We start from the raw sequence: 21,834 nt of genomic DNA, 5'->3' as shown, positions 1-21,834 counted from the left end.
TTGCGGATAAATGGTTAAAGGGCCGTCTCCATATGTCATTGACATATGTGGAGACGGCCCTTTTTTGTGCACCTTGAGAATTTAAATATCTTGGGAATTGAAACTATCGTTGTCCTTCCCAAGATATTTATGATACTGTAAGTTCCTACTTCAATTTCACAAGGCTGTAGTTCTTCTTGCCTTTACGAATAATGATGAACTTGCCACCAATAGCATGCTCCGCAGAAACTGTAAATTCCAATTCTGTAATCTTCTCTCCGTTCATGGAGATCGCACCTTTGGTGACATCCTCACGTGCTTGGCGTTTGGATGGCTCAAGGCCAAGATCCACCAACCAGTCCACAATATTTTTGGATTCGCCGTCTGTTTCAAACGTAGGCATTTCCTTGAAGCCCTGCTCGATCTCATCGGCTGTCAGGGAGCGAATATCTCCACTGAAGAGCGCTGCGGTAATGCGTTTAGCTTGCTCCAGCATCTCTTCGCCGTGAACGAATTTTGTCATTTCTTCGGCGAGTGCCTTCTGTGCTTCACGTTTGTGCGGCTCAGTCTCCACCTTTTCAGCCAAAGCTTCAATTTCCTCTTTACTCAGGAAGGTGAAGTATTTCAGGTATTTAATGACATCGCGATCATCTGTATTCGCCCAGAACTGGTAGAATTCGAATGGTGTCGTTTTGTCCGGATCCAACCAGATCGCACCGCCAGCGGTTTTACCAAATTTCGTACCATCGGCTTTGAGCATCAGAGGGATCGTCAGCCCGTAGGCTTTTGCTTCAGATCCTTCTTTTTTGCGGATGAGGTCCAGACCACTCGTGATATTACCCCATTGATCGGAGCCACCAATTTGCAGCTGTACATCCTCGTTCTGGAACAGATGATGGTAATCCAGAGACTGCAGGATCTGGTAGGAAAACTCGGTGAATGAGATTCCGCCTTCCAGTCTGCTCGCTACCACATCTTTTGCCAGCATCGTGTTAAGATTGAAGTTTTTGCCGTAATCACGCAAAAACTCAATGACGTTAATTTGATGTGTCCAATCGTAGTTGTTTACCATGCGAACCTGGTTGTCGCCTTCGGTTACAAATAATTTTTTCATCTGTGCAGTCAACTTATTGACGTTCTCTTGGACCTGTTCCAGTGTTTGCAGCGAACGTTCGGATTGACGTCCACTTGGATCACCGATTGTACCCGTTGCCCCCCCAATCAGGATCACCGGACGATGTCCCGCAAGTTGAAAACGTTTCAGCATCATGAACGGAATCAGGTGACCGATGTGCATACTGTCTCCAGTAGGGTCAACCCCACAGTACAAGGATATCGACTTGCTTTCGGTCAGCTCACGTAGCCCCTCCGCATCCGTCTGTTGGTTTATGGCGTCACGCCATTCAAGTTCATCAATAATATTCAATCCAAACAACCCCTTTCTCTCCTAATCGTTCTCAGTCATGGACTACGTAAATGGTAAAAGAAATACAGACGGGAGCATCTTTTTTGGACACAAAAAAATCGCCTCCTTGTCTTCATTAGACATAGGGACGATTATCATAACCGTGGTACCACCCAACTTGCACGGACAGATGCTTACGCATTATCCATACCGCTTTTGGCAATATATCGTTTGCCCATTCCGCTTGGCATTACCCAAGTACTCCAGAGTGTAATTCGCAGCCCTTGTATGTATCAGGTTCCATCAACCCCTGACTTTCTGTAACAGGGACAAAGCCGCTACTGCGCTCCATCAACGTAATTCATGTATTAGATTATAGCCAGTATAGCGGAACGTTCAATTCATTGCAAGAGCCTGTATTCATCATCTGCTGACCGTACAGCGAAAGAGACTCTGATCTTATACTATGCCTCTATATTCAGCTTTCTATGATAATACGTATATGCCTTCTCCGCAAGCTGATCCTCGTTATCCCACAATTGCTGATCCAGTGTATCTAACCTTTGTTCGTCTTCTGTCGTAAGTAAGCGGGGAATATCCCACAATGCTGTCAGTCTTTCATCATCCGCCAAATGCTCTATGCAGCTATACTGCTCTTGAATATTGCCCAGCATCTGGTTCGCACCAGTTATATGTAATGCCCGTAAAACATGTAGATATGCTTCTTCTCCCCAGTTGCAGAAAAATTGAATGAACCCACCGTTATAAACGTCTACTTCGAACAACCATAAGGCTGCAATCTCCTGCTCCTCGGATGTTAATACGGACCATCCCTGTTCATGTTTGTTCTTTTTGTCCACAAACTTCAACGCATAATCATACCATACATCATTGATATCTTGATTAGTCATGCCCTTCACCCTCCCTTATGCTGCACACTCTCCAATTCCTGGCGCTTACCGGTTTGATGCCAATGCAAATAGGGTTCTCCCAATTGCTGAAAAGCGTTTGTAATGTTGCGGTCCATTTCCTGCATTACTTCGCTCGTATATTTTAAATGAGTGTTGATATTATCTACTTCGTATTTTTTCAACATCTCCACATGCACCGTGGTAAAAATAATGTCCTCCAGCAGCCAGTAGATAACCATCTCGGTCTGCTTCAACTTTTTCTTCAACATGGGCATTCCACGTTCATAGATGGTAACGATATAGGTTCCATTCACCGTTTCAACATACGGCACGCCTTCCCATTTAAACGGGTCCAATAGACGGTTAACATATGTATTGCTCTGTTCTTCGTCAAAGTCTGTTCGTGATAATAATTCAAGCAGCTTGACTACTAATTCCTGTTTCGTTAAAACATTTGACATGGCTACTCACCACCTGTAATTCATTGAAATTGCATTCCCCGTGGCATGATAATGAAAAAGCTGCCGGTGGCAGCTTCTTCGTGATCACAAGGTTGATTGTACTCCTAATGCATCTATTGCATAGGCATCTCTTGATTGTTTTTTCAATCTGAAAATTTTCAATCTAAAACAATCTGCATTCCCTATCAGGTTCCGCAAAATGTCCGATAAGATGGATCACAGGTCGTCGGCAATGTGGCGTATTCTTCCTGTTCTGGTGTATGTGCATAAGGTTTCTGGAGAACGGCTAGCAGCTGATGCATTACGCTATAATCCCCATCATTCTCTGCCCGTTCGAGCGCCTCTTCCACTCTGTGATTCCGAGGGATTATTGCAGGATTGCTGCTCTTCATCCGTTGCTCCACAGTTTCTCTTGATTCAGACTGCCGGCCCAGTCTCGCTTTCCAGCGTTCGTTCCATTCCGCAAATTCCGTTGCTTCGTTCAGATTCGAGTTCTCCCACTTATCAAAAGTTAAAGCTAAGAACGTATTCGTATAGTCCGCCGATTGCTTTTCCATCAGTTCCAGAAGATCTTTAATCAGCGTTTCATCTTCGTTCTCTTCCGCGAACAGTCCCAGCTTGGCACGCATGCCGGATAACCATTCATGATGATACTGCTCCGAAAATTGGGCAATGGCATCCTGTGCAATCTGTATGGCCACATCTTCATGTTCATGCAGCAGCGGCAGCAATGTCTCCGCAAGACGAGCCAGATTCCAGCCCGCAATATAGGGTTGGTTGCCGTAGGCATAACGGCCTTGCGTATCGATTGAACTAAATACTGTAGCCGGATTATAAGCATCCATAAAAGCACAAGGCCCGTAATCAATCGTTTCTCCACTGATGGCCATATTGTCCGTATTCATGACACCGTGTATGAATCCAACATTCTGCCATTTGGCTATCAGTGAAGCCTGTCGTTTGATAACTTCCCGGAGGAAGTTCAGGTAACGGTTATTATCTAAAGGAATGTCAGGAAAATGTCGTCCCAGCGTATAGTCCGCCAGTGCTCTCAGTTCGTCGACAGTACCCCACCTAGCTGCATACTGAAAGGTTGCCACGCGGATGTGACTGGAGGCTACTCGGGTTAATATCGCACCCGGCCGTTTCGTTTCACGAATAATGTTTTCTCCAGTAGTCACTACCGCCAAACTTCTCGTTGTAGGGATTCCCAGTGCTTCCATGGCTTCGCTTATTATATATTCACGCAGCATCGGTCCAATCGCTGCCCGACCGTCCCCTCCACGGGAGTAAGGTGTTCTTCCTGAACCTTTGAGCTGAATGTCCACTCTCTCGCCCCGTGGCGTAATCTGTTCACCCAGCAGCAATGCCCGTCCATCACCAAGCATATTGAAATTGCCAAATTGATGCCCTGCGTAGGCTTGAGCAAGAGGCTCGGCTCCAGGCGGAGTTTCATTGCCTGCGAAAATCGCTGCTCCCTCCTTGCTGTTCAGCGCTTCAGCATTCAGTCCGAGGCTGGCAGCAAGGGTTTCATTTAAGATGACAAGCTCAGGTGACTGTACCGGTGCTGCACCCTGACTCGTATAAAAGGTCTGCGGCAGCCGGGCATAACTATTATCCAGATTCCAGCCTGCGCCTAACTTATCCTTTTCCATGTGCACTCCACTCCTTCTCCTCAACAAAGGAACTCCTCTGTTTATATTCATTTTAGCCTGTGTGAACCAATGCTCATTTATGTAGTCGCATGGAATTTCGAAATGATGAACATATCATATGTTCATAAGGAAACTTTAGCATATTTGTAGGGCGTTTGCATGTTTCATCGTGTAGGGCAGCCAAATAAGCCCACAAGGTATTCATTTAGGAAGAAGGATATATTCCACTCTTTCCAGCAATGAATCCGATGTGGGCTTACTCGATTAATTCGCTATTAGTCAGTTAAGATGGAATTAGGTATGTGCCTCCTGAGTTCCAGCTACAGGCTGAACAGGCAGACTTTCCTTTTTGAAACCAAGATTGAAAAAGATATTGAGGAGAATCGCTGACAAACTTCCTGTGATAATGCCATCGCTCACAATGATCCGAATGCTTTGTGGCAGCTGAGCAAACAGGTCTGGTACGGCTGTAACACCAAGCCCAAGCGAAACCGAACAAGCGACGATCAACAGGTTGGACTGCTTGCCAAAATCGACGGATTGCAGCATTTTGATTCCAGAGGATACGACCATGCCGAACAGAACAACTGTTGCTCCGCCTAGTACTGCACTTGGGATAATCGTTGCAAATGCCGCTACCTTCGGAATAAGTCCGAGGAAGACCAGAATGCCTCCGGCTGCAACCACGACATTTGTTGTTTTCACCTTGGATAATTGAACGAGTCCGACATTCTGTGCGAATGTATTGTACGGAAAAGCATTGAATATACCACCAAGTACAAAAGCCAAGCCTTCTGCACGATAACCACGCGCCAGATCCTTCTCATTGATGGGTTGATCGCAAATTTTGCTCAAAGCCATAAATACACCCGTTGACTCGATAATCACGACAGTTCCTACGATGATCATTGTAATAATCGGGCCAAGCTCAAATGTTGGCATTCCGAAATAAAACGGTTGTGGCAAGTGGAACCATGACGCTTCCTGAACAGGAGAGAAATTCACTTTTCCCATGAAAGCCGCAATGAGAGTTCCTGCGATGATGCCAATCAGGACGGCAAGAGATTTAACGAAACCACGAGCATACCGGTTCAGTACCAAAATAAAGAGCAGTACTCCGAATGAAAGTGCCAGATTGTCCAAGCTTCCAAAGTTCTCACTGTTTGCCCCGCCAGCCATATTCTTAATACCGGTAGGAATAAGTGCTAGACCAATAATGGTTACCACGGTACCAATGACAACGGGAGGGAACAGTTTGACGATTTTGCTGAAAAATACGGCACAGATGACGATAAATAATCCGGCTGCTATGATGGACCCATAAATGGCTGGAATACCATACTGAGATCCGATGGCGATCATGGGCGTAACGGCCACAAAAGAACTGCCGAGTACCGCTGGCAAACCAATGCCGAGATACTTTCCTTTCCTAGCCTGCAGCCACGTTGCAACACCACATGTGAGCAGGTCAATGGATACCAGATACGCCAGCTGCTCTGCAGTCAGATTTAAAGCTCTCCCCACGAGCAGAGGTACCAAAATGGCCCCGGCATACATTGCCAATACATGTTGAATCCCCAGTGAAAAAATTCTCATCTTTTTTGTTTCGTTCATCCGCACTCGCCCCCGAAATTAGAATCAACCCATCGCACTGAACAATCATGTTATGTTGATTCACATTATATAAACTATTTCGAGAACTTCCATGATACATGAACGATAATTGTTACAAGAGATAAAGAGATCGTATCATTTTGGGCAAACGAAACAAAACATCGGATTCCTAATGTGATATTATTTAACATCGCTGAATTTTGTAGTGTATATAAGGAGAAAAGAAAAAAGCCAGCACTACATGTGCCGGCCTGCTGCTCACTCATTTATAATATAATTTCACCCGAGGTATCAGGACTTCTAGGTGGCTAATTGGGAAGCAATGTAGGCCCATCCCTCCTCCACACTCCGGAACACCCATCCTGCAGATTCGATTCCATCTTTACTGCCAACCCCAAATAGAAGTGTTCTGACCGCTTCTTCTGATTTTGGTCCAACGGTAAGCGCAAGCGGGAATGGACGGTACCTTGAGATCTCACTGCCTACGTCAAAAACGAGATCCAACTCATCTCCCCAATCATACTGCATGTCCGACAGATCAATCACGAGCCCGTCCGGCCTCCATGCTTCCAGCACAGCTTTGCCGATTGCACTCATATAACGGGCATCCGAGTTGCCTCTACTGCCAAACCCGTAGACACCTATAAATTTCAAAATCATGATCTTCCTATAGGAATCCTCTGACACGCTCCCGATACGAACCTCGTACTCAAGATCACTTAAATCTTCCAAACGATACGGTCTGATATTTAAACTCATACTCGGCGTTCTCCTTCATTACCTGTCTTACTTCGAAGGGATGGGAAAGTCCGTTACAATAACATTCTCTACCCATCCGTTAAGGGAAGCTACAAAAGCCTGATGGGCGGGATGTGGACCATATGCACGCAAGGCTTCTTGGTCTTCAAACGTCACTCTTAATCCAAGCGTGAATCCCTGAATATGATCCGTCTCTTCCGTAACATTGATCCCGGCAGTCAGATCGATGATCCCAGGAATCTCGTCCTGTAAGGCGAGTAATTGCGAGACAAATTCCTGCTGTTTTGCCGGCGTAATGTTATCGTTGAATTTGAATACCACCAGATGTTCAAACATGAAATTTCCTCTCCCTCATTATAAAAATATTCATCATGACATAGTTCGGATTTTATATGTTTTTTCCACATGTTTCAATTCCAGCTCCTTACCTGCTCACACTTTAAATGCAAAAAAGGTGCGTTCAAAGCCAGACTGTCACTGACCTGACGCACCTCTTCGCTCGCACGGTGACGCTAAACGCGCTTAATGCCTTAACGCTCTGCTCTGAACATGGTGAAGGAGCTTCTGCAACCATGCAATGTTGCTTTCTATCGTGTGATAAGCATGATCCCTCATCAGCCACAGTGCATCCATCAAATCCTCACTTACCTCAATCTCCTCTGGTTTCTGCTGGTCGATATACTCGAGTTTTTTTCTTTCTTTCACGATAATATCTTCAATAAGGTATGCGATCTTCTGATTATCCACCTTATCCAAATTAACCAGCGCTGCATAGAGGGACTGAATGGTCGTGAACTTCTGAAACACTTTATAGATGCTCTCTTCCAGCGCGAGCCGCCCTGCATCGGTAATCCCATACATCGTCTTGTCTGGTCTATTCTCACTCTGGATGGTTTCAATCTTCTCGATCAGACCCTTCTTATGCAGCACTTCAAAATTGTAATAGATCGTACCTTCTGTAATTCTGGCCTCGGTCCGATCCAGATGTTTGCCAATCTGCTTCTTAATATCATAGGGATAACAATTCCCTTCACTTAATGCACCGAGAATAAATATTTGAATTGACATGTGACTGCCCCCATTCTGCTCTTACCAAGGGCACAGCTTCTTGCAGAATATCGCCTGAGCCCTTTATTTCTTATTTTATACTATAGCGGGCTGTTGTGAAGACTCTTGCAGTGGATTGGTTTGCTTGGCACTTTTGAAATGGTGTATCGCTGCATTGAGAACGAACGCGACCAGTCCAACCAGCGCGAGTCCGATCGCATAATGGGCCGTTCTTCCACCGCCGAAGAGAATATTGTAATCCAAATGGGTGGAATAGAACATCGGCGTAATCTGACTGACGAATTTGAAATATCCAGGCATCATCTCCGGTGACATGGACGTACCGTTGGCAATGGATTGACTAAGCACGAATACCATGTTGATCAGCATACCTCCCTGACCGAGAAGCATGATGAAGATACTTGTAAATTCGATCGATACGAATAATTGCAGACTGTGCACAAGCCACATTTTCAGAAACACTTCCACCCCATATCCTTGAACCATGAAGTAGATGCCTATTCCAACCAGAGGAGCAATCAGGGAAATGAGCAGGTTCGTCCCACGCAGGGCAAAAAATGCTTTCCATTTTCCGATTTGTGCACGCAGCTGCTGCATCCCGCCCACACTCTGCATGGAATAGATCATGGCTCCGACGTAAAGTGCCATTGTGATAAACATCGGTGCCATCTGATTTTGCATACCGGCAGGCTGCGGATTGCTCATCACGATATTGGATGAGACTTTGCCCGTGGTGGATTCCACAATCTGCTTGGATTGCTCCGCCGGAACCTGCATTCCGTTTAATACCGCTTCGAAGCTTTGAGCTTGAACCTGAGCGCTAATCTGGGCCGTAATTTCTGTTGCTACATTTTTCATCGAACTGGTAATTGTGGTTGGGTTAGATTCATTAATCAAATATTCCAACTGCGCTTTGCCGCTCTGTTCAGACAGTTTTTCCGTAAAATCACCGGGTATACGTATGACCATATGAATATCACGGTCTTCCAGACCCATCTTCGCTTGTTCCAGCGACTCATCGGTTACAATATTGAACGGGAGCTGCTCTTGCAGCTTCTGAACGAATTCAGTACCGGATTGTTGGTCCTCATTTACGATAGCAACGGTAAGATTCGTTACATTTTTGGGGATGGCGCTATATCCGGACATGAAAACGGTCAGCATCACAATCTGATAGAACACAATCATGAATATACCCGCTTTGACTCCTTTATGCTTCAGCATGCTCTTCACTCTCTACTCCACCTTATTATTATAATTTAAACTACTTGAATTAAAGTACTCTTGTTTGTTATATTTGTCAATGACCCCAACTAAGGAGGTAAGATGAATGAAGAAGAGCACGATTATTTCTCTGTCTGAAATCACGAAATTCCAATCGAAAGAAGAAGAGTTTAGCCCTTATCGTTGGTATCGCCACATGCTCAAACAGGAACCTGTCGTTTACAATGAAGAGACAGATTCCTGGCATGTGTTCAAGTATGATTTGGTGAAAACCGTATTAAACGATCATGAACATTTCTCCAGTGTAAGAGAAAGATCAATTGTTAACGTGGGATATTCAAGTGAGGGGGAAGGTGCGGACAGCGAGCACCACATTCCGGACAAGCTGGATATTCACAACGTGGATCCCCCGGAACACCGCAAGCGAAGATCACTATTGGCAAGTGCATTTACCCCAAGAAGTCTCAAACTTTGGGAACCGCGCATACAGGCCGCAGCAGACGAGTTAGTCACGGAATTTTCTCAGCTTCCCGAGGTGGATATTGTACAAGCCTACACAAGTATGTTTCCAGTAATCATTATGTCTGATCTGCTTGGCATCCCTTCCAAAGACAGGCTCCTATTTAAGGAATGGGTAGATATTCTCTTCATGCCAACAACGGATGCAACCTTTAGCCGCATCAATGAAATGAAGAAAATTGCGGGTCAGCAATATTTCGAATACCTTTACCCTTTTGTTGTGTCCAAACGAACAAATCTTGCCGAGGACATTATCTCGGACCTGATCCAGGTGGAAGTGGATGGTGAACATTTTACGGATGAGGAAATTGTGCGTACCACCATGTTTATTCTGGGTGCAGGAATTGAAACCACAAGCAACCTGTTGGCCAATTCCTTCTATGCGCTGCTCTATGATAAGCCTGAACTGTACACGGAGCTGAGAGATAATCCAGAGCTTGTTGGAAATGCAGTGGAAGAAATGCTGCGGTATCGTTTCCATATCAGTAAAATGGACCGCATGGTCAAGGCGGATAATCATCTGCTCGGTGTTGAACTCAAAAAAGGAGATGCCATCGTAGCCTGGATGAGTGCAGCCAATATGGATGAGGACATGTTCGAGGATCCTTTTACCTTGAATATTCATCGTACGAACAATAACAAACAGCTCGCTTTTGGCTTCGGCACACACTTCTGCCTGGGTGCGCCTCTGGCTAGGCTGGAAGCCAAAATTGTTTTGACGACATTTTTAAGAACCTTCTCAAGTATTGAACCCGTCAGCGGATTTATACTGGAAGATCACCTGACCCCGTCTGCAGCAGGACAATCTCTGACAAGCCTTCCCATGAGGTTATATAAGTAGTACTCTATAGGTTGTTAACAGAAAAGGAGCAGGAAATCTGCTCTTTTTCTGCTGCTACCCTGCTATTTATGGCATGCGAAGGAGCAATATCATCCAAGAACTTACCTTCTTTTCCGTTTATAATGACAAGAACTTACAAGAAAGAAGGTGCAGCATGATTCGCGAAGTACGAACCGTTGTATTTGATACTGATCTGCAGCTTGAAGCTTATCAATTCCAGGGCATTATGCAGAAATTCCCCAATCACTTTCATGACTATTATGTCATTGGTTTTATTGAGCAGGGCAAGCGATATTTGGTCTGCAACAATCAGGAGTATGTGCTGAATACAGGCGACATGATCGTATTTAACCCTCATGACCCCCATGCCTGTGAACAGATTGACGGAAGAACGCTCGATTATCGCTGTATTAATATCCAGCCAGAGGTCATGAGAGAATACACTCGGGAAATTACTGGACAAGATTTTTTGCCACGCTTTACAGCACCCGTACTCTATCAGCACGAGCTTGTCGGGTCTCTGCATGATCTGCATTTGATGATTTTGGAGGAGCAATCCGATTTTGGCAAAGAAGAACTGTTGCTCTTGTTGCTGGAACAGCTGCTTCGGGATTATGCAGATACTGATTCTCCCGTCTCCTCTCAGGATGTGACGACCGAAGTCAAGCGTATTTGCGAATACATAGAGTCTCATTACATGGAAAGTATATCGCTGAGTGAGTTAGCCGAACGAAGTGGAATGAGCAAGTATCACCTGGTGCGTCTATTTACTCGCCAAAAAGGTATCTCACCATATCGCTATCTGGAAACCATTCGTATTAATCAGGCCAAGCGTTTATTGGAACAAGGGACGCTGCCGCTTGAGGTATCCGCCCAGACAGGATTCAGCGATCAGAGCCATTTCACGAATTTTTTCAAAAAACTCATCGGCTTGACGCCCAAACAATATCACCGCATCTTTAACCACGAATACGAGTCCCAACGGCTGCAGGACCGTGTTTCACGATGAGTGAAAATAAACATAAGGCCGGTCACCTGCTCGCTTTGCTTACGATTTTGATCTGGGGGACTACCTTTATCTCCACTAAAGTTCTGCTCATCGACTTTACACCTGTGGAAATTTTGTTGTTCCGTTTTCTGATTGGATATGCGGTGTTGTTCCTGATCTACCCACGTGTGATGCGGTCATCATCGATCCGGGAAGAGCTGCTTTTTATGGCTGCGGGACTGTGCGGGGTCACATTGTATTTTTTAATCGAAAATATCGCACTGGTATTCACATTGGCTTCCAACGCAGGTGTCATTGTTTCCATTGCACCTTTCTTTACCGCTGTGCTTGCACATTTCTTCCTGAAGGATGAGCCGTTATCCCGGCGTTTTGTCGTCGGTTTTGGTATTGCTTTGACAGGCATTGTGATCATTGCGTTCAATGGGCGTTACAGCCTGCAGCTGAATCCACTGGGCGATTTGCTTGCTTTTGTAGCTCCTGCTGTATGGGCGATCTATTCCGTCCTTATGCGCAAAATAGGCGATCTTCACTATCACACCATTGGTGCAACACGCAAAGTATTCTTTTACGGGCTTTTGTTCATGCTCCCTGCCTTATTCCTGTTCGAATTCCGTTTTAACATGGAGCGATTAGCCGATCTGACCAACCTTTCCAATCTTCTTTTTCTCGGGGTAGGCGCTTCTGCATTGTGTTTTGTAACCTGGAATAGGGCGGTAAGCCTTCTGGGAGCAGTGAAAACCAGCGTTTACATTTATTTGGTGCCTGTGATTACACTGTTAGCCTCCGCACTGCTGCTGCATGAACCCATTACTTGGATCATCATGCTTGGTGCGGTGTTAACACTCGTGGGTTCAATTATCTCAGAACGAAAAGTGCGGAAGCATGCCCCCGGATCGAAGCTGTCCGAGATCCATTAGGTGCTGGTCGTTTTGAACGCAAAGAAGGCACCATCCATTCGGGATAAGTGCCTTCTTTGCGTTACAATGACTTGCCTTTTGCACAAAATGTTATTCTTCGAGCTAGGAGTAGTTACCTAATTCAGCCTGGCAAGCAGTGTATTCAGTTCATGCTTCTCCAGATGCCTCCATTGTCCTCGTTCCAGCTGATCCAGTGTTATATTCATAATACGGATGCGCTCCAGTTTTAGAACTCTGTACCCCAGGGCTTTGCACATTCTGCGAATTTGCAGGTTAAGCCCCTGTGTCAGAATAATCCGAAAAACATTCTCGCTGTGACGATATACTTTGCATGGCTTGGTTATTACGTCCAGAATCTCGACTCCCTGGGACATCATCCTTATGAATTCGTCTGTCACCGGTTTATCCACGGTCACCACGTACTCTTTCTCATGATTATGCTCTGATCGCATCATTTTGTTGACAATCTCTCCATTGTTCGTAAGCAAAATCAAACCTTCCGAGGCTTTATCCAGCCTACCTACGGCAAAAATACGTGATGGATAATTCACATACTGTATAATATTCCCCTCGACTTGTTGTGCTGCCGTACAGACAATACCTATTGGTTTGTTCAGAGCCAAGTACACAGGTTGACGAGCAACCTGAGGGATTTTCTTACCGTCGATAAGGACGATATCCTCTGCCTCAACCTCAGCCCCTTTTACACATACCTTACCATTGATCGTAATGCGCCCCGCTGCAATTAAGCGGTCTGTCTCCCGCCGAGAGCAGAATCCCGTTTCACTTATGTATTTATTAATTCGCATGCTTCACCGCTTCTCATCTGTAATATTGCCATCATCTCACTTATAATGAAATGAAGCAATCAAGTCTACACGACAGTCTTAGGATAAGCAACTAACTTTTGAGGAGATGCTCATGGACAAAAAATGCATGAAAGTGCTTAAAAAGCTGTATCTACATGCCAATGGAAAGTACGACAGCGAGCGCCAAGTGATGGCGTATCAAACAGATACACTAACTGCTGACGAACAAGAAGTACTGCATACGAACGGCTGGGTGCCGAATGATCTGGAGCGAATCGACCATGATCAGATCATTCAACAATTAATCGATTTGCAGCAAAGTAAACATCTATCCTGGACCACGATCACTAATGCATTTGTGGCGGGTGTTGGTGGAAGTTATCCCCGGGGCATAACTACACTTGGAAGCTATCATATGATGATTCACATGCAGCACCATGCTTATGAAGAGGCGGAACAATTCCATTGTTGTAAATACTGCGGTTTAAGCCGTAACAGCAATGACTCATGGGATAATTTGTCCTTTATTCGCTATGCCGTTCATTTGGGACATGATTACAGCTCGACTAGTTTAGGGGCATATGCTGATTTGACAGAGCTAGTTTCCCTGCTTGAACATGAATCCATTATACCGAGTGAAGAGGACATTCTCACCTTCAATCAACTGCTTCATAGTTTGGATCGGGCAGAGAGTGATGAGTCTCCGGGAAAATATGAGAAACGGCTCACAGCCGAGAAATTGATCAAAGGACAGGCTGGCATCCGCAGAGGCATATTAAAATCGTTATCCCGAGTAGGTGTTCTACCGAACCAGATTCTCCCCCTTCGTCCCGATCATTGGACCAATATTGAAGAACTGCTGAATGCCGAATTAGTGCTCAGCAATACGAAAGGCCGCTCCGACATGGAGATGCCGTGGGCTGGATGGCAAGGTAAACTCGGTGTGGATTGGGACAAGGCCCGTCAGCTTTTTGGGAGTATGATCCTCCAGCATTCCTAGTCGTAAAACAACCCAAACAGCCTCAATTCGATGAATTGAAACGGTTTGGGTTCGCTTGCTGCAGCTGTCTTTGAACATGTATTTCTTTGAAAATGTCTAAACGGAAATATCCAGACTACTTCCCAGATTCGGATGTGGAGCTGGAACTGATTTTAACATTTCCGTAAGCTGTTGACCTTGTTGTTCTGCCATGTCTTTCGACATTGACATCACCTGCAAACTCGCCGACTGTGCCAGCGATGTTTGACTCATGGCCATTGATAATGCTGCAATATCCATGTTCTGCACTCCTTTATGTAGCTATTAAATGAGCGTACCTAATATATATCGGATACTGTACAGGAATTATGTAATCTAACGCACCATTATTACAATTTAAGCGGGAGAAATCTCATGAACGGGAAAAAATTTGTATTTCTTTTTACGCTCCTATGCGGACTGTGTGTGGGCGGCCTTGGCGGGCTTCTCTTCTGGATCCTGACCTTTATCTCTAAGTCTTAACATTGCAAACAGACATCTCCATTATAGGAGCTGCCTGATCGCCTTACTATTTTGGATTGCTTGAGAGCGTTAAGACTGAATTAAGCCATACTTCACAAAACTGTGATACAACCCGTCTTCCTCTATGGTTTCGGTAATGTCATCGGCAATGGCTTTCAGACCGGGCTTCGCATTGCCCATGGCAATGCCTATATTGCAAAATTCCAGCATCTCCGCATCGTTCATGCCGTCTCCGATGGCCAATGTGTCTTCCCGAGACATGCCCAGGTGTTCCAGCAGATCTACAATCGCAATTGCCTTGTGAATGCCAGGAATCATGAGCTCCCCGCTTCCCTCTCCAAAGATGGGTACGGTGCACTGGATAACCTCGAATTTGCCCTGAAACTCCTGCTTAATCCGATCAAACGGAACCACAGCACTTTCCAGAAAACAAACCTTGTTGACATCATCCTTGTATAAGTCGGCTTCACCGTAGGTTAGACCCGCAATAAACGGATGTGGCTTCTGTTCCTTTTTGGCTCTGGCTGCTGGATCATTCTCCACATCACCGTATATGCGACGTTCGAGGTGGGGTTGAAGATTGCTGCTTGCGTATAAGGCCGAATTGGATTCGAGATAGAAATCAATCTGATGTTCATTGAAAAAATCGACCATATGCCGAACATCTTCAGCTGTTACCTTTTTATGATAGAGAACATCCTCGCCGAATTCTACGTATCCGCCACCTGCACCAATCAGACCATCGAATCCGACGTCCCAGATGGAATCATAGATCTCCGCCTTGGAACGCCCTGTACACAAATAGAGCAGATGTCCATTCGCACGTGCCTGCCTACAAGCCTTCTGAGCTGAAACAGGTATGTTCCCATCATCATCCACAAGTGTGCCATCAATATCGATAAAGACTATCTTACGTGTCCGTGTGTTCATCTGAATCTGCCCCCCTTATGTCTCAAGCCATGATGTATCCATCCATTCATCCATTCATTCATGCAAAACACTTATTCGTCTATGTTTTCCAACGAGCCGGTCTTAGCACATAAACAGCATAGTGAAATTACGGATTCCGAGGGGTTCGTTGATCAATTAACTTCTCCAAAAATTCGGCGAAGGAGTCCGCATACACTTCAGGCTCGCCATTAAAATAATCCAGCCGCATAACCTTGTATTCCCCACGGTCATCAGCGGTCAATGTATCAAAGTAGTAATACTCGTCCTCATCCGGAATAAACAGTTCCAACTTGCCTTCCTGCTTCGCCTGTTCATCAGCAAGCCGGTATATGTACAGAATATCCGTGTCTGCATATTCTCGGTCCTCTGGAGGCGCAACGGTTAGAATTTCTGTCCCGCTTAACATCGCTTGACCATAATTCAGGAGCCACCAGCGATAGGAAGGAGGCAATGCGAAGCCGAGTTCTTGTTCTACTTCGATAATCCAGCTCTCCTGAACCTGATGATTGGGGAACCAGCGTATAGCCTCGGTATGCTTCAGTTTTTCAATCAGACTTGTATACATAAATACATCTCTCCGATCTCTGGCGTTTTCGATTTGGCCGTTACCAACTGCGCTCGTTTGCTTGCTTCGACTTGATCATTGCTACCTTCTTTACAGTAAAGATTACTTCCCAGCTGGCTTCTCCATATGCACAATTTGCCACTCATTATGCTCTTCGGTCACGATTGTAAATCCTTGACGCTGCCAGAAATCTACAGCCCCAGGCAAGAAACGGTGGGTATGTAAGTATAACGTGCTGTACGGCATCTTTCTTACCACACGCTCCAGCTCCCTCACCAAAAGTGAACCAATACCGTATCTGCGATAGGCAGGATCGACATAACATTTTACAATTTCAGCTGCAGATTGTTCCGGGTACCGACCTTCGATCACCTGAATCCGACCATCATATGGCAAAATACCGATGGAGCCTACAATGCCCGCTTCCTCCGTTAAGGCTACCAGAAAGACCGCACCCGCTGTCTCCATATAATGTTCTCTAAATTGCATCAGATCCACAGGTATCTGTTCATGATTCATCATTGGAAAAACTTCTCTGCGGACACGCATGGCAAAATCAACAGCTTGCTCAATCTGATTGAGCTGAACCTTCATTATCTTGGGCACTGTCTGAAGCTGTGTCACGATATTTTCATTCCTATCCTTTAGATTAGAGCCAGGTTTATAGCACCTACCCCGAACCCGCATTCTTTCCGAGTTCGCTCTCTTCCATCCATCTTACCCAATTTATTTTCTTCTATCAATCTACCTACACTCCTATCCAAAATGATAGAAAGCCCGCGCGATTTGAGAGATTCTGCATACGATAAGGCGTATTACCATTTCAAACTCACAAGGGGGAAAAAGCGATGTGGCTATGGCTGGGTATTTCTACTGCATTTCTGCTCATGCTTGGATTTGTATATCGTTACGTAGAAGACATCCTTGCAACGCGAAAGTTTCATCCCCATGCTCCCAAGCAGCTCCTGATCAAATTTAAAGACGGCACAACAGCAGAACAAATGCACGCTCTGCATAAAAAAGGAAGATGCAAAGTTGCTGAAACCTATGAGGATCTCGGCTGGTATCGAATAGAATCAAGCAGAGTCATGCATCGCATGCTCAAGAACTATAAGGATCATGAACTCATTGAACATGTAGAACCCAATTACCTCGCTCAGGCATCCTATACCCCGAATGACCCCTACTTCCCTTATCAGAATAACCTGCAAAAAATTAACGCACCTGCGGCTTGGGATATTAGCCAAAGCAACAGCTCCATCAAAATTGCCATTATTGATACCGGAGTGCAGCTAAACCACCCTGAGCTTGCCAGCAAACTCCTTCCAGGTTATGACTATGTCAGTTATGACACCATCCCCGAGGATGGAAACGGACACGGCACACATGTGGCGGGAATTGCGGCTTCGGTCACGAATAATGGAGCTGGCATCGCTGGCGTTGCTCCGCTGGCGTCCATCGTACCCATTCGTGTCCTAGATGATAGCGGGATGGGGACCATGGGCAATGTCGGCAACGGGCTGGTCAATGCTGCCAATAACGGTATACAAGTGGTGAATTTGAGTCTGGGCGGACCTGTCGGCGATGCCTTTTTGCAAGCTGCCGTACAGTATGCCTGGGACCGCGGGGCAGTCATTATTGCTGCTGCCGGCAATGACAATACTTCCTATCCAATTGTGCCCGCCTCCTACCCCAATGTAATTGCCGTCGCTTCCACCAATCCTTCCGATCTGAAATCCACTTTCTCCAACTATGGTTCATGGGTTGACATGTCTGCTCCGGGTGACAGCATACTGTCCACGTACCTCGGTAGCTCATACGCTTATATGAGCGGAACATCAATGGCTGCGCCACAGGTCGCGGGCGCGGCTGCCTTGCTTGCTGCCCAAGGCAAAACCAATGCCCAGATCCGTGATGCGTTGTGCTTTGCCTCCGATCCCGTATCCGGTTCAGGGGTCTATTGGCAGTATGGCAGATTAAATGCACATCGGAGCCTGCAAGTCCCTTAATTGGTTCACTTATATGAAAATATAAAAGTGAACTTGCCAAAGTTCTGTTCAATTGAACAAAAGAGGAGCAGTTCCGTGTGTAAGACGGGATTGCTCCTCCCTTTTTTTGAATTCCACTTACTGGACAGCACTTAGAAATATTGTGCACCATGAGTAGCAATGACGTCTTTGTACCAGTGGAAACTTTTCTTTTTCACCCTTCTCAGCGAACCCGTGCCGTCATTGTTTCGGTCTACATAGATGTAACCATACCGTTTCTTCATCTCTCCTGTACCTGCACTGACCAAATCTATCGGGCCCCAGCTCGTATATCCAATGATCTCGACTCCGTCCTGAATGGCTTCTGCCATCTCGGCAAAATGCCGGTCCAGATAGTCAATGCGATAATCATCCTCTACCGTGTCATTATCCAGCAATACATCCGTAGCACCAAGTCCGTTTTCCACAATGAATAGTGGCTTGCCGTAGCGGTCGTGCAGCTGATTGCAGGTAATTCGCAGACCTTTCGGGTCAATGGTCCATCCCCATTCCGATGCATCAAGATAAGGATTTTTCACAGAACCAAATACATTGCCTTCTGTCGAGTCCTTCAAAATCTCCGGATCCGTGCTAGTGCAGCGGCTGGCATAATAGCTGAAGCCAATATAGTCCACCGTGTTCTGCTTAAGAAGTTCTGCATCTTCAGGCTGCATGTTGATATGAATGCCGTTTTCTCTGAAGAAACGCTTGGTGTAGCCCGGATAGGCCCCTTTGGACTGAACATCAATGAAGAAAAAAGACTCGCGATCCTGCTCCATCGCCTTCCATACATCCTCCGGATTGGAAGTGTAGGGATACACCGTACCTGCCGCCAGCATACACCCGATCTGCGCACTGGGAATCATCTCGTGACACGCCTTGACGGCAAGTGCACTGGCTACCAGTTCATGATGCGCCGCCTGATACAGGACCTGCTGCTTGTCCTCTCCCTCTTGCAAGACGATACCTGCACCAATATACGGGAGATGCAGAAGCATGTTGATTTCGTTAAACGTCATCCAGTACTTTACTTTGTCCTTATATCGATGGAATAACGTCTTCGCATAGGCTTCAAAGAATCCAATCATCTTGCGGTTTTTCCAGCCGCCATAAGTTTGTACGAGATGTACAGGTACATCAAAATGACAAATGGTAACGACAGGTTCGATATTATATTTCAACAATTCATCAAAGACATCATCATAGAATTGCAGGCCTGCCTCATTGGGCTCCGCATCATCGCCATTCGGGAAGATCCGAGACCAGGCGATCGAAAGTCTTAAACATTTGAATCCCATTTCGGCAAATAAAGCAATGTCTTCCTTGTACCGATGATAGAAATCAATGGCTTCATGAGAAGGGTAGAACTCGCCTTCCTTGGGTTCGAACGAATCCAGGTTCCCCATCGCAATGGGGAAGCGCTGGGACCCGGTAGGGATTAGATCGACCGTAGTCAATCCTTTCCCCCCTTCCAGATAGGCTCCCTCCAGCTGATTCGCTGCAGTTGCTCCTCCCCAGAGAAAATTCTCCGGGAAGGAAGTTGGCTTTTTAAACATCAAGCACTCCTCCTATTCATCCAAACTTGATTTAACCAAGCACAGTCAGCAATTTGTCTTTTTCGTTCACCGATGCACTCTCTGTGCCCACAACATCCAGATAATTTGAAGTATTCGTAATAATAATTGGAGTAACCGTCTCATAACCGGCATCCTTGATTGCCTGCAGATCAAACTCCATAATCAAATCTCCAACGTTGACCCGGTCACCATCTTTTACATGAGCATTGAAATGTTGACCTTTCAGTTGTACCGTATCTTGTCCAATGTGGATCAGCATTTCTACACCATCATCCGTTACTAGCCCAATGGCATGTTTCGTGCGGTAAACCGTTTGTACGACACCTGTGATTGGAGATACCACTCGGCCACTTGTTGGTCGAATCGCAATCCCTTTACCCATATGCTCACCAGCAAATGTAATGTCGTTAATTTCCTTCAATTGAATAACTTCGCCAGCCATTGGGCTGAAGATTTCGTATTTGCTGTTCGGATTCGGATCGAGTACAGGTACTGGCGCAGCTGCCGGAGTTGGTGCTTGTGCAGCAGCTTCCTTGAAACCAACCACATACGTAAGAACGAAACCAAGTACGAACGCAACGGCTGTTGCTACAAGTGCCATGTAGAATGCAGAATCAACACCTGTGGCCGGGTTAATGAAGGTCGGATAACCGAATACGCCTAGTCCGCCAAACATGTACATTTTCGAACCGAAGAATCCCAGTATGGCGCCGCCAATACCACCTGCAATACAGCTCATAATAAACGGTTTTTTGAGTGGAAGGGTCACACCATAGATTGCCGGCTCGGTTACACCGAAGATGCCTGAGATGAAGGCCGGAATACTTAATGATTTCAGTTTCGGATTTTTAGTTCTCAACATTACTGCAAGTACCGCACCAATTTGAGCAAAGGAAGCAGCGAACGACATGGCAACCACCGGATCAGCTCCGGACGTACTGAGATTCAGCAGCATGACTGGAACCAGACCCCAGTGAAGACCGAACAGTAATAACACTTGCCACAGACCACCAATGACGAGTCCTGTAAGAAGTGGGCTCAGATCGTAGATCCCGGTTGCTCCTGCACCGATTAACTGTCCTGCCCAAGTGGATACTGGACCAATCACAAGGAATGTTGCCGGAACGATAACAAGCAGAGTAAAGAATGGAACTAGGAACGTACTAACCACTTTAGGAATCACATTTTTGAAAAATCTTTCGATCTTCACGGCAAAGAATGTAGCAATAATAATTGGAATAACCGACGATGAATAGTTCATCAGGATCACAGGAATACCCAGGAATGTAATATGAATCGGTGATTCAAACAGCGTACCCGCGAACAAGGTATACAATGGATCTCCCGCAGTCAAACCGGACAGTGTAGGATAAACCAGTGTAGCCCCGATGGCCATACCCAGGAATGGTGAGCCGCCAAACTTCTTGATAGCCGTATAACCAAGGAATACTGGGAAGAAGTAGAACAGACAGTCACCGGTTGCATTGAGCAAATGGTATGTTCCAGATGTGTCCGTCAACCAGCCAAAGGATAGAAACATGGCTGTAAAACCTTTGATCATCCCTGTTGCAGCAAGCAAGCCGAGAAGTGGAGTGAAAACTCCTGAGATCATATCAATAAATCGGCTGAACAGTCCTACTTTTTTCCCCGATTCTTCCTTCGTCTCTTCAACCTGACCTTCTGTTGGTAAGTTGCCCACCTTCACTATTGCTTTATATACATCCGGCACTTCATTGCCGATGACCACCTGATATTGTCCACCACTCTGCATAACTGTAATGACGCCAGGCAGATTTTTAATCTCTTCTGTTTTAGCAACGCTTTCATTTTTTAATTTAAAACGTAATCTGGTTACACAGTGGAAAACGCTGTTCACGTTTCCAGAACCACCTACACGGGATAGGATGTCTTTGGCCAGTTGATCGTAATTCATAGTAATTCTCCCTCTCTAAGTAGACTCCCCATGCTTGTGAAACAAAGAAAACCTGAACTACTGAACATACACAACGTGCCGGATGATCCGGAAACAAGTCGTGTTATTC

At 45.7% G+C, this 21,834-nt stretch carries 21 protein-coding genes and 1 other annotated feature; of the genes, 5 read left to right on the top strand and 16 right to left on the bottom strand.

Features of this window, described 5'->3' with window-relative positions; genetic code table 11:
• Positions 1 to 145: 145 nt before the first annotated feature.
• The 9 genes from tyrS to MH144_RS00260 form a co-directional block, all read right to left on the bottom strand.
• The gene (gene tyrS / locus MH144_RS00300; RefSeq protein WP_239299196.1) at positions 146 to 1,405 is read right to left on the bottom strand and encodes a tyrosine--tRNA ligase; all 1,260 of its coding nucleotides are present in this window, start codon (positions 1,403 to 1,405) and stop codon (positions 146 to 148) included.
• A gap of 120 nt (positions 1,406 to 1,525) precedes the next feature.
• Positions 1,526 to 1,748, bottom strand: a binding site (T-box leader).
• Positions 1,749 to 1,848: 100 nt separating this feature from the next.
• Complete coding sequence (locus tag MH144_RS00295) at positions 1,849 to 2,295, bottom strand: DMP19 family protein (RefSeq protein WP_239296177.1); 447 nt, start codon at positions 2,293 to 2,295, stop codon at positions 1,849 to 1,851.
• Between the two features lie 5 nt (positions 2,296 to 2,300).
• The gene (locus MH144_RS00290; protein WP_239296175.1) at positions 2,301 to 2,756 is read right to left on the bottom strand and encodes an Imm63 family immunity protein; all 456 of its coding nucleotides are present in this window, start codon (positions 2,754 to 2,756) and stop codon (positions 2,301 to 2,303) included.
• Between the two features lie 185 nt (positions 2,757 to 2,941).
• The gene (locus MH144_RS00285) at positions 2,942 to 4,411 is read right to left on the bottom strand and encodes a protein adenylyltransferase SelO (RefSeq protein ID WP_239296173.1); all 1,470 of its coding nucleotides are present in this window, start codon (positions 4,409 to 4,411) and stop codon (positions 2,942 to 2,944) included.
• A 294-nt stretch (positions 4,412 to 4,705) separates the two neighbouring features.
• Positions 4,706 to 6,025 (bottom strand): nucleobase:cation symporter-2 family protein, encoded by a 1,320-nt coding sequence (locus tag MH144_RS00280; protein ID WP_239296171.1) that lies wholly within the window; start codon positions 6,023 to 6,025, stop codon positions 4,706 to 4,708.
• A gap of 300 nt (positions 6,026 to 6,325) precedes the next feature.
• On the bottom strand, positions 6,326 to 6,784 hold the full coding sequence (locus MH144_RS00275) for a hypothetical protein (protein ID WP_239296169.1): 459 nt from the start codon (positions 6,782 to 6,784) through the stop codon (positions 6,326 to 6,328).
• A gap of 27 nt (positions 6,785 to 6,811) precedes the next feature.
• A complete protein-coding gene (locus MH144_RS00270) occupies positions 6,812 to 7,120 on the bottom strand; it encodes a Dabb family protein (protein WP_239296167.1) in 309 nt (102 codons plus the stop codon).
• Positions 7,121 to 7,306: 186 nt separating this feature from the next.
• Complete coding sequence (locus tag MH144_RS00265) at positions 7,307 to 7,852, bottom strand: PadR family transcriptional regulator (protein WP_239296165.1); 546 nt, start codon at positions 7,850 to 7,852, stop codon at positions 7,307 to 7,309.
• 75 nt (positions 7,853 to 7,927) lie between these two features.
• Positions 7,928 to 9,076 carry a YhgE/Pip domain-containing protein gene (locus MH144_RS00260; RefSeq protein ID WP_239296163.1) on the bottom strand — a complete coding sequence of 383 codons (1,149 nt, stop codon included), beginning with the start codon at positions 9,074 to 9,076 and terminating at the stop codon, positions 7,928 to 7,930.
• Between the two features lie 106 nt (positions 9,077 to 9,182).
• Here MH144_RS00260 and MH144_RS00255 point away from each other — a divergent pair, with 106 nt between their 5' ends.
• From MH144_RS00255 to MH144_RS00245, 3 genes are all read left to right on the top strand, one after another.
• Complete coding sequence (locus MH144_RS00255) at positions 9,183 to 10,436, top strand: cytochrome P450 (protein ID WP_239296161.1); 1,254 nt, start codon at positions 9,183 to 9,185, stop codon at positions 10,434 to 10,436.
• Between the two features lie 154 nt (positions 10,437 to 10,590).
• Complete coding sequence (locus MH144_RS00250) at positions 10,591 to 11,445, top strand: AraC family ligand binding domain-containing protein (RefSeq protein ID WP_239296151.1); 855 nt, start codon at positions 10,591 to 10,593, stop codon at positions 11,443 to 11,445.
• Positions 11,442 to 12,362 (top strand): DMT family transporter, encoded by a 921-nt coding sequence (locus MH144_RS00245; RefSeq protein WP_239296141.1) that lies wholly within the window; start codon positions 11,442 to 11,444, stop codon positions 12,360 to 12,362. The genes MH144_RS00250 and MH144_RS00245 overlap by 4 nt, the downstream gene beginning before the upstream one ends.
• Before the next feature lie 116 nt (positions 12,363 to 12,478).
• Here the strand turns inward: MH144_RS00245 and MH144_RS00240 are convergent, their stop codons facing one another.
• Positions 12,479 to 13,171, bottom strand: a complete 693-nt coding sequence (locus MH144_RS00240; RefSeq protein ID WP_239296139.1) for a pseudouridine synthase — start codon at positions 13,169 to 13,171, stop codon at positions 12,479 to 12,481.
• A gap of 112 nt (positions 13,172 to 13,283) precedes the next feature.
• On the opposite strand from MH144_RS00240, the gene MH144_RS00235 reads away from it, so the two are divergent.
• On the top strand, positions 13,284 to 14,171 hold the full coding sequence (locus MH144_RS00235) for a hypothetical protein (protein WP_239296137.1): 888 nt from the start codon (positions 13,284 to 13,286) through the stop codon (positions 14,169 to 14,171).
• A 96-nt stretch (positions 14,172 to 14,267) separates the two neighbouring features.
• Here the strand turns inward: MH144_RS00235 and MH144_RS00230 are convergent, their stop codons facing one another.
• The 4 genes from MH144_RS00230 to MH144_RS00215 all read right to left on the bottom strand — a co-directional run bounded on the left by MH144_RS00230 (position 14,268) and on the right by MH144_RS00215 (position 16,812).
• On the bottom strand, positions 14,268 to 14,450 hold the full coding sequence (locus tag MH144_RS00230; protein ID WP_239296135.1) for a YjfB family protein: 183 nt from the start codon (positions 14,448 to 14,450) through the stop codon (positions 14,268 to 14,270).
• Between the two features lie 291 nt (positions 14,451 to 14,741).
• A complete protein-coding gene (locus MH144_RS00225; protein ID WP_239296133.1) occupies positions 14,742 to 15,602 on the bottom strand; it encodes a Cof-type HAD-IIB family hydrolase in 861 nt (286 codons plus the stop codon).
• A 127-nt stretch (positions 15,603 to 15,729) separates the two neighbouring features.
• Complete coding sequence (locus tag MH144_RS00220; RefSeq protein ID WP_239296123.1) at positions 15,730 to 16,188, bottom strand: SMI1/KNR4 family protein; 459 nt, start codon at positions 16,186 to 16,188, stop codon at positions 15,730 to 15,732.
• A gap of 102 nt (positions 16,189 to 16,290) precedes the next feature.
• Positions 16,291 to 16,812 (bottom strand): GNAT family N-acetyltransferase, encoded by a 522-nt coding sequence (locus tag MH144_RS00215; RefSeq protein ID WP_239296121.1) that lies wholly within the window; start codon positions 16,810 to 16,812, stop codon positions 16,291 to 16,293.
• A 224-nt stretch (positions 16,813 to 17,036) separates the two neighbouring features.
• On the opposite strand from MH144_RS00215, the gene MH144_RS00210 reads away from it, so the two are divergent.
• A complete protein-coding gene (locus MH144_RS00210) occupies positions 17,037 to 18,197 on the top strand; it encodes a S8 family peptidase (RefSeq protein WP_239296119.1) in 1,161 nt (386 codons plus the stop codon).
• Positions 18,198 to 18,328: 131 nt separating this feature from the next.
• Here MH144_RS00210 and MH144_RS00205 read toward each other — a convergent pair whose 3' ends face one another.
• On the bottom strand, positions 18,329 to 19,771 hold the full coding sequence (locus MH144_RS00205) for a 6-phospho-beta-glucosidase (protein WP_239296117.1): 1,443 nt from the start codon (positions 19,769 to 19,771) through the stop codon (positions 18,329 to 18,331).
• Between the two features lie 31 nt (positions 19,772 to 19,802).
• Positions 19,803 to 21,725, bottom strand: a complete 1,923-nt coding sequence (locus MH144_RS00200) for a beta-glucoside-specific PTS transporter subunit IIABC (protein ID WP_239296107.1) — start codon at positions 21,723 to 21,725, stop codon at positions 19,803 to 19,805.
• Positions 21,726 to 21,834: the final 109 nt, after the last annotated feature.

This window comes from Paenibacillus sp. ACRRY, assembly GCF_022346995.1.
In the GTDB taxonomy this organism is placed as follows: Bacteria; Bacillota; Bacilli; order Paenibacillales; family Paenibacillaceae; genus Paenibacillus.
This window is presented reverse-complemented; position numbering and strand designations above follow the sequence as displayed.

Coding starts and splice junctions, on each gene's coding strand:
- MH144_RS00285 (WP_239296173.1), bottom strand. CDS start 4,411: ATGGAAAAGGATAAGTTAGGCGCAGGCTGGAATCTGGATAATAGTTAT.
- MH144_RS00295 (WP_239296177.1), bottom strand. CDS start 2,295: ATGACTAATCAAGATATCAATGATGTATGGTATGATTATGCGTTGAAG.
- MH144_RS00210 (WP_239296119.1), top strand. CDS start 17,037: ATGTGGCTATGGCTGGGTATTTCTACTGCATTTCTGCTCATGCTTGGA.
- MH144_RS00265 (WP_239296165.1), bottom strand. CDS start 7,852: ATGTCAATTCAAATATTTATTCTCGGTGCATTAAGTGAAGGGAATTGT.
- MH144_RS00250 (WP_239296151.1), top strand. CDS start 10,591: ATGATTCGCGAAGTACGAACCGTTGTATTTGATACTGATCTGCAGCTT.
- MH144_RS00225 (WP_239296133.1), bottom strand. CDS start 15,602: ATGAACACACGGACACGTAAGATAGTCTTTATCGATATTGATGGCACA.
- MH144_RS00205 (WP_239296117.1), bottom strand. CDS start 19,771: ATGTTTAAAAAGCCAACTTCCTTCCCGGAGAATTTTCTCTGGGGAGGA.
- MH144_RS00280 (WP_239296171.1), bottom strand. CDS start 6,025: ATGAACGAAACAAAAAAGATGAGAATTTTTTCACTGGGGATTCAACAT.
- MH144_RS00240 (WP_239296139.1), bottom strand. CDS start 13,171: ATGCGAATTAATAAATACATAAGTGAAACGGGATTCTGCTCTCGGCGG.
- MH144_RS00290 (WP_239296175.1), bottom strand. CDS start 2,756: ATGTCAAATGTTTTAACGAAACAGGAATTAGTAGTCAAGCTGCTTGAA.
- MH144_RS00220 (WP_239296123.1), bottom strand. CDS start 16,188: ATGTATACAAGTCTGATTGAAAAACTGAAGCATACCGAGGCTATACGC.
- MH144_RS00235 (WP_239296137.1), top strand. CDS start 13,284: ATGGACAAAAAATGCATGAAAGTGCTTAAAAAGCTGTATCTACATGCC.
- MH144_RS00230 (WP_239296135.1), bottom strand. CDS start 14,450: ATGGATATTGCAGCATTATCAATGGCCATGAGTCAAACATCGCTGGCA.
- MH144_RS00245 (WP_239296141.1), top strand. CDS start 11,442: ATGAGTGAAAATAAACATAAGGCCGGTCACCTGCTCGCTTTGCTTACG.
- MH144_RS00275 (WP_239296169.1), bottom strand. CDS start 6,784: ATGAGTTTAAATATCAGACCGTATCGTTTGGAAGATTTAAGTGATCTT.
- MH144_RS00260 (WP_239296163.1), bottom strand. CDS start 9,076: ATGCTGAAGCATAAAGGAGTCAAAGCGGGTATATTCATGATTGTGTTC.
- MH144_RS00270 (WP_239296167.1), bottom strand. CDS start 7,120: ATGTTTGAACATCTGGTGGTATTCAAATTCAACGATAACATTACGCCG.
- MH144_RS00200 (WP_239296107.1), bottom strand. CDS start 21,725: ATGAATTACGATCAACTGGCCAAAGACATCCTATCCCGTGTAGGTGGT.
- MH144_RS00255 (WP_239296161.1), top strand. CDS start 9,183: ATGAAGAAGAGCACGATTATTTCTCTGTCTGAAATCACGAAATTCCAA.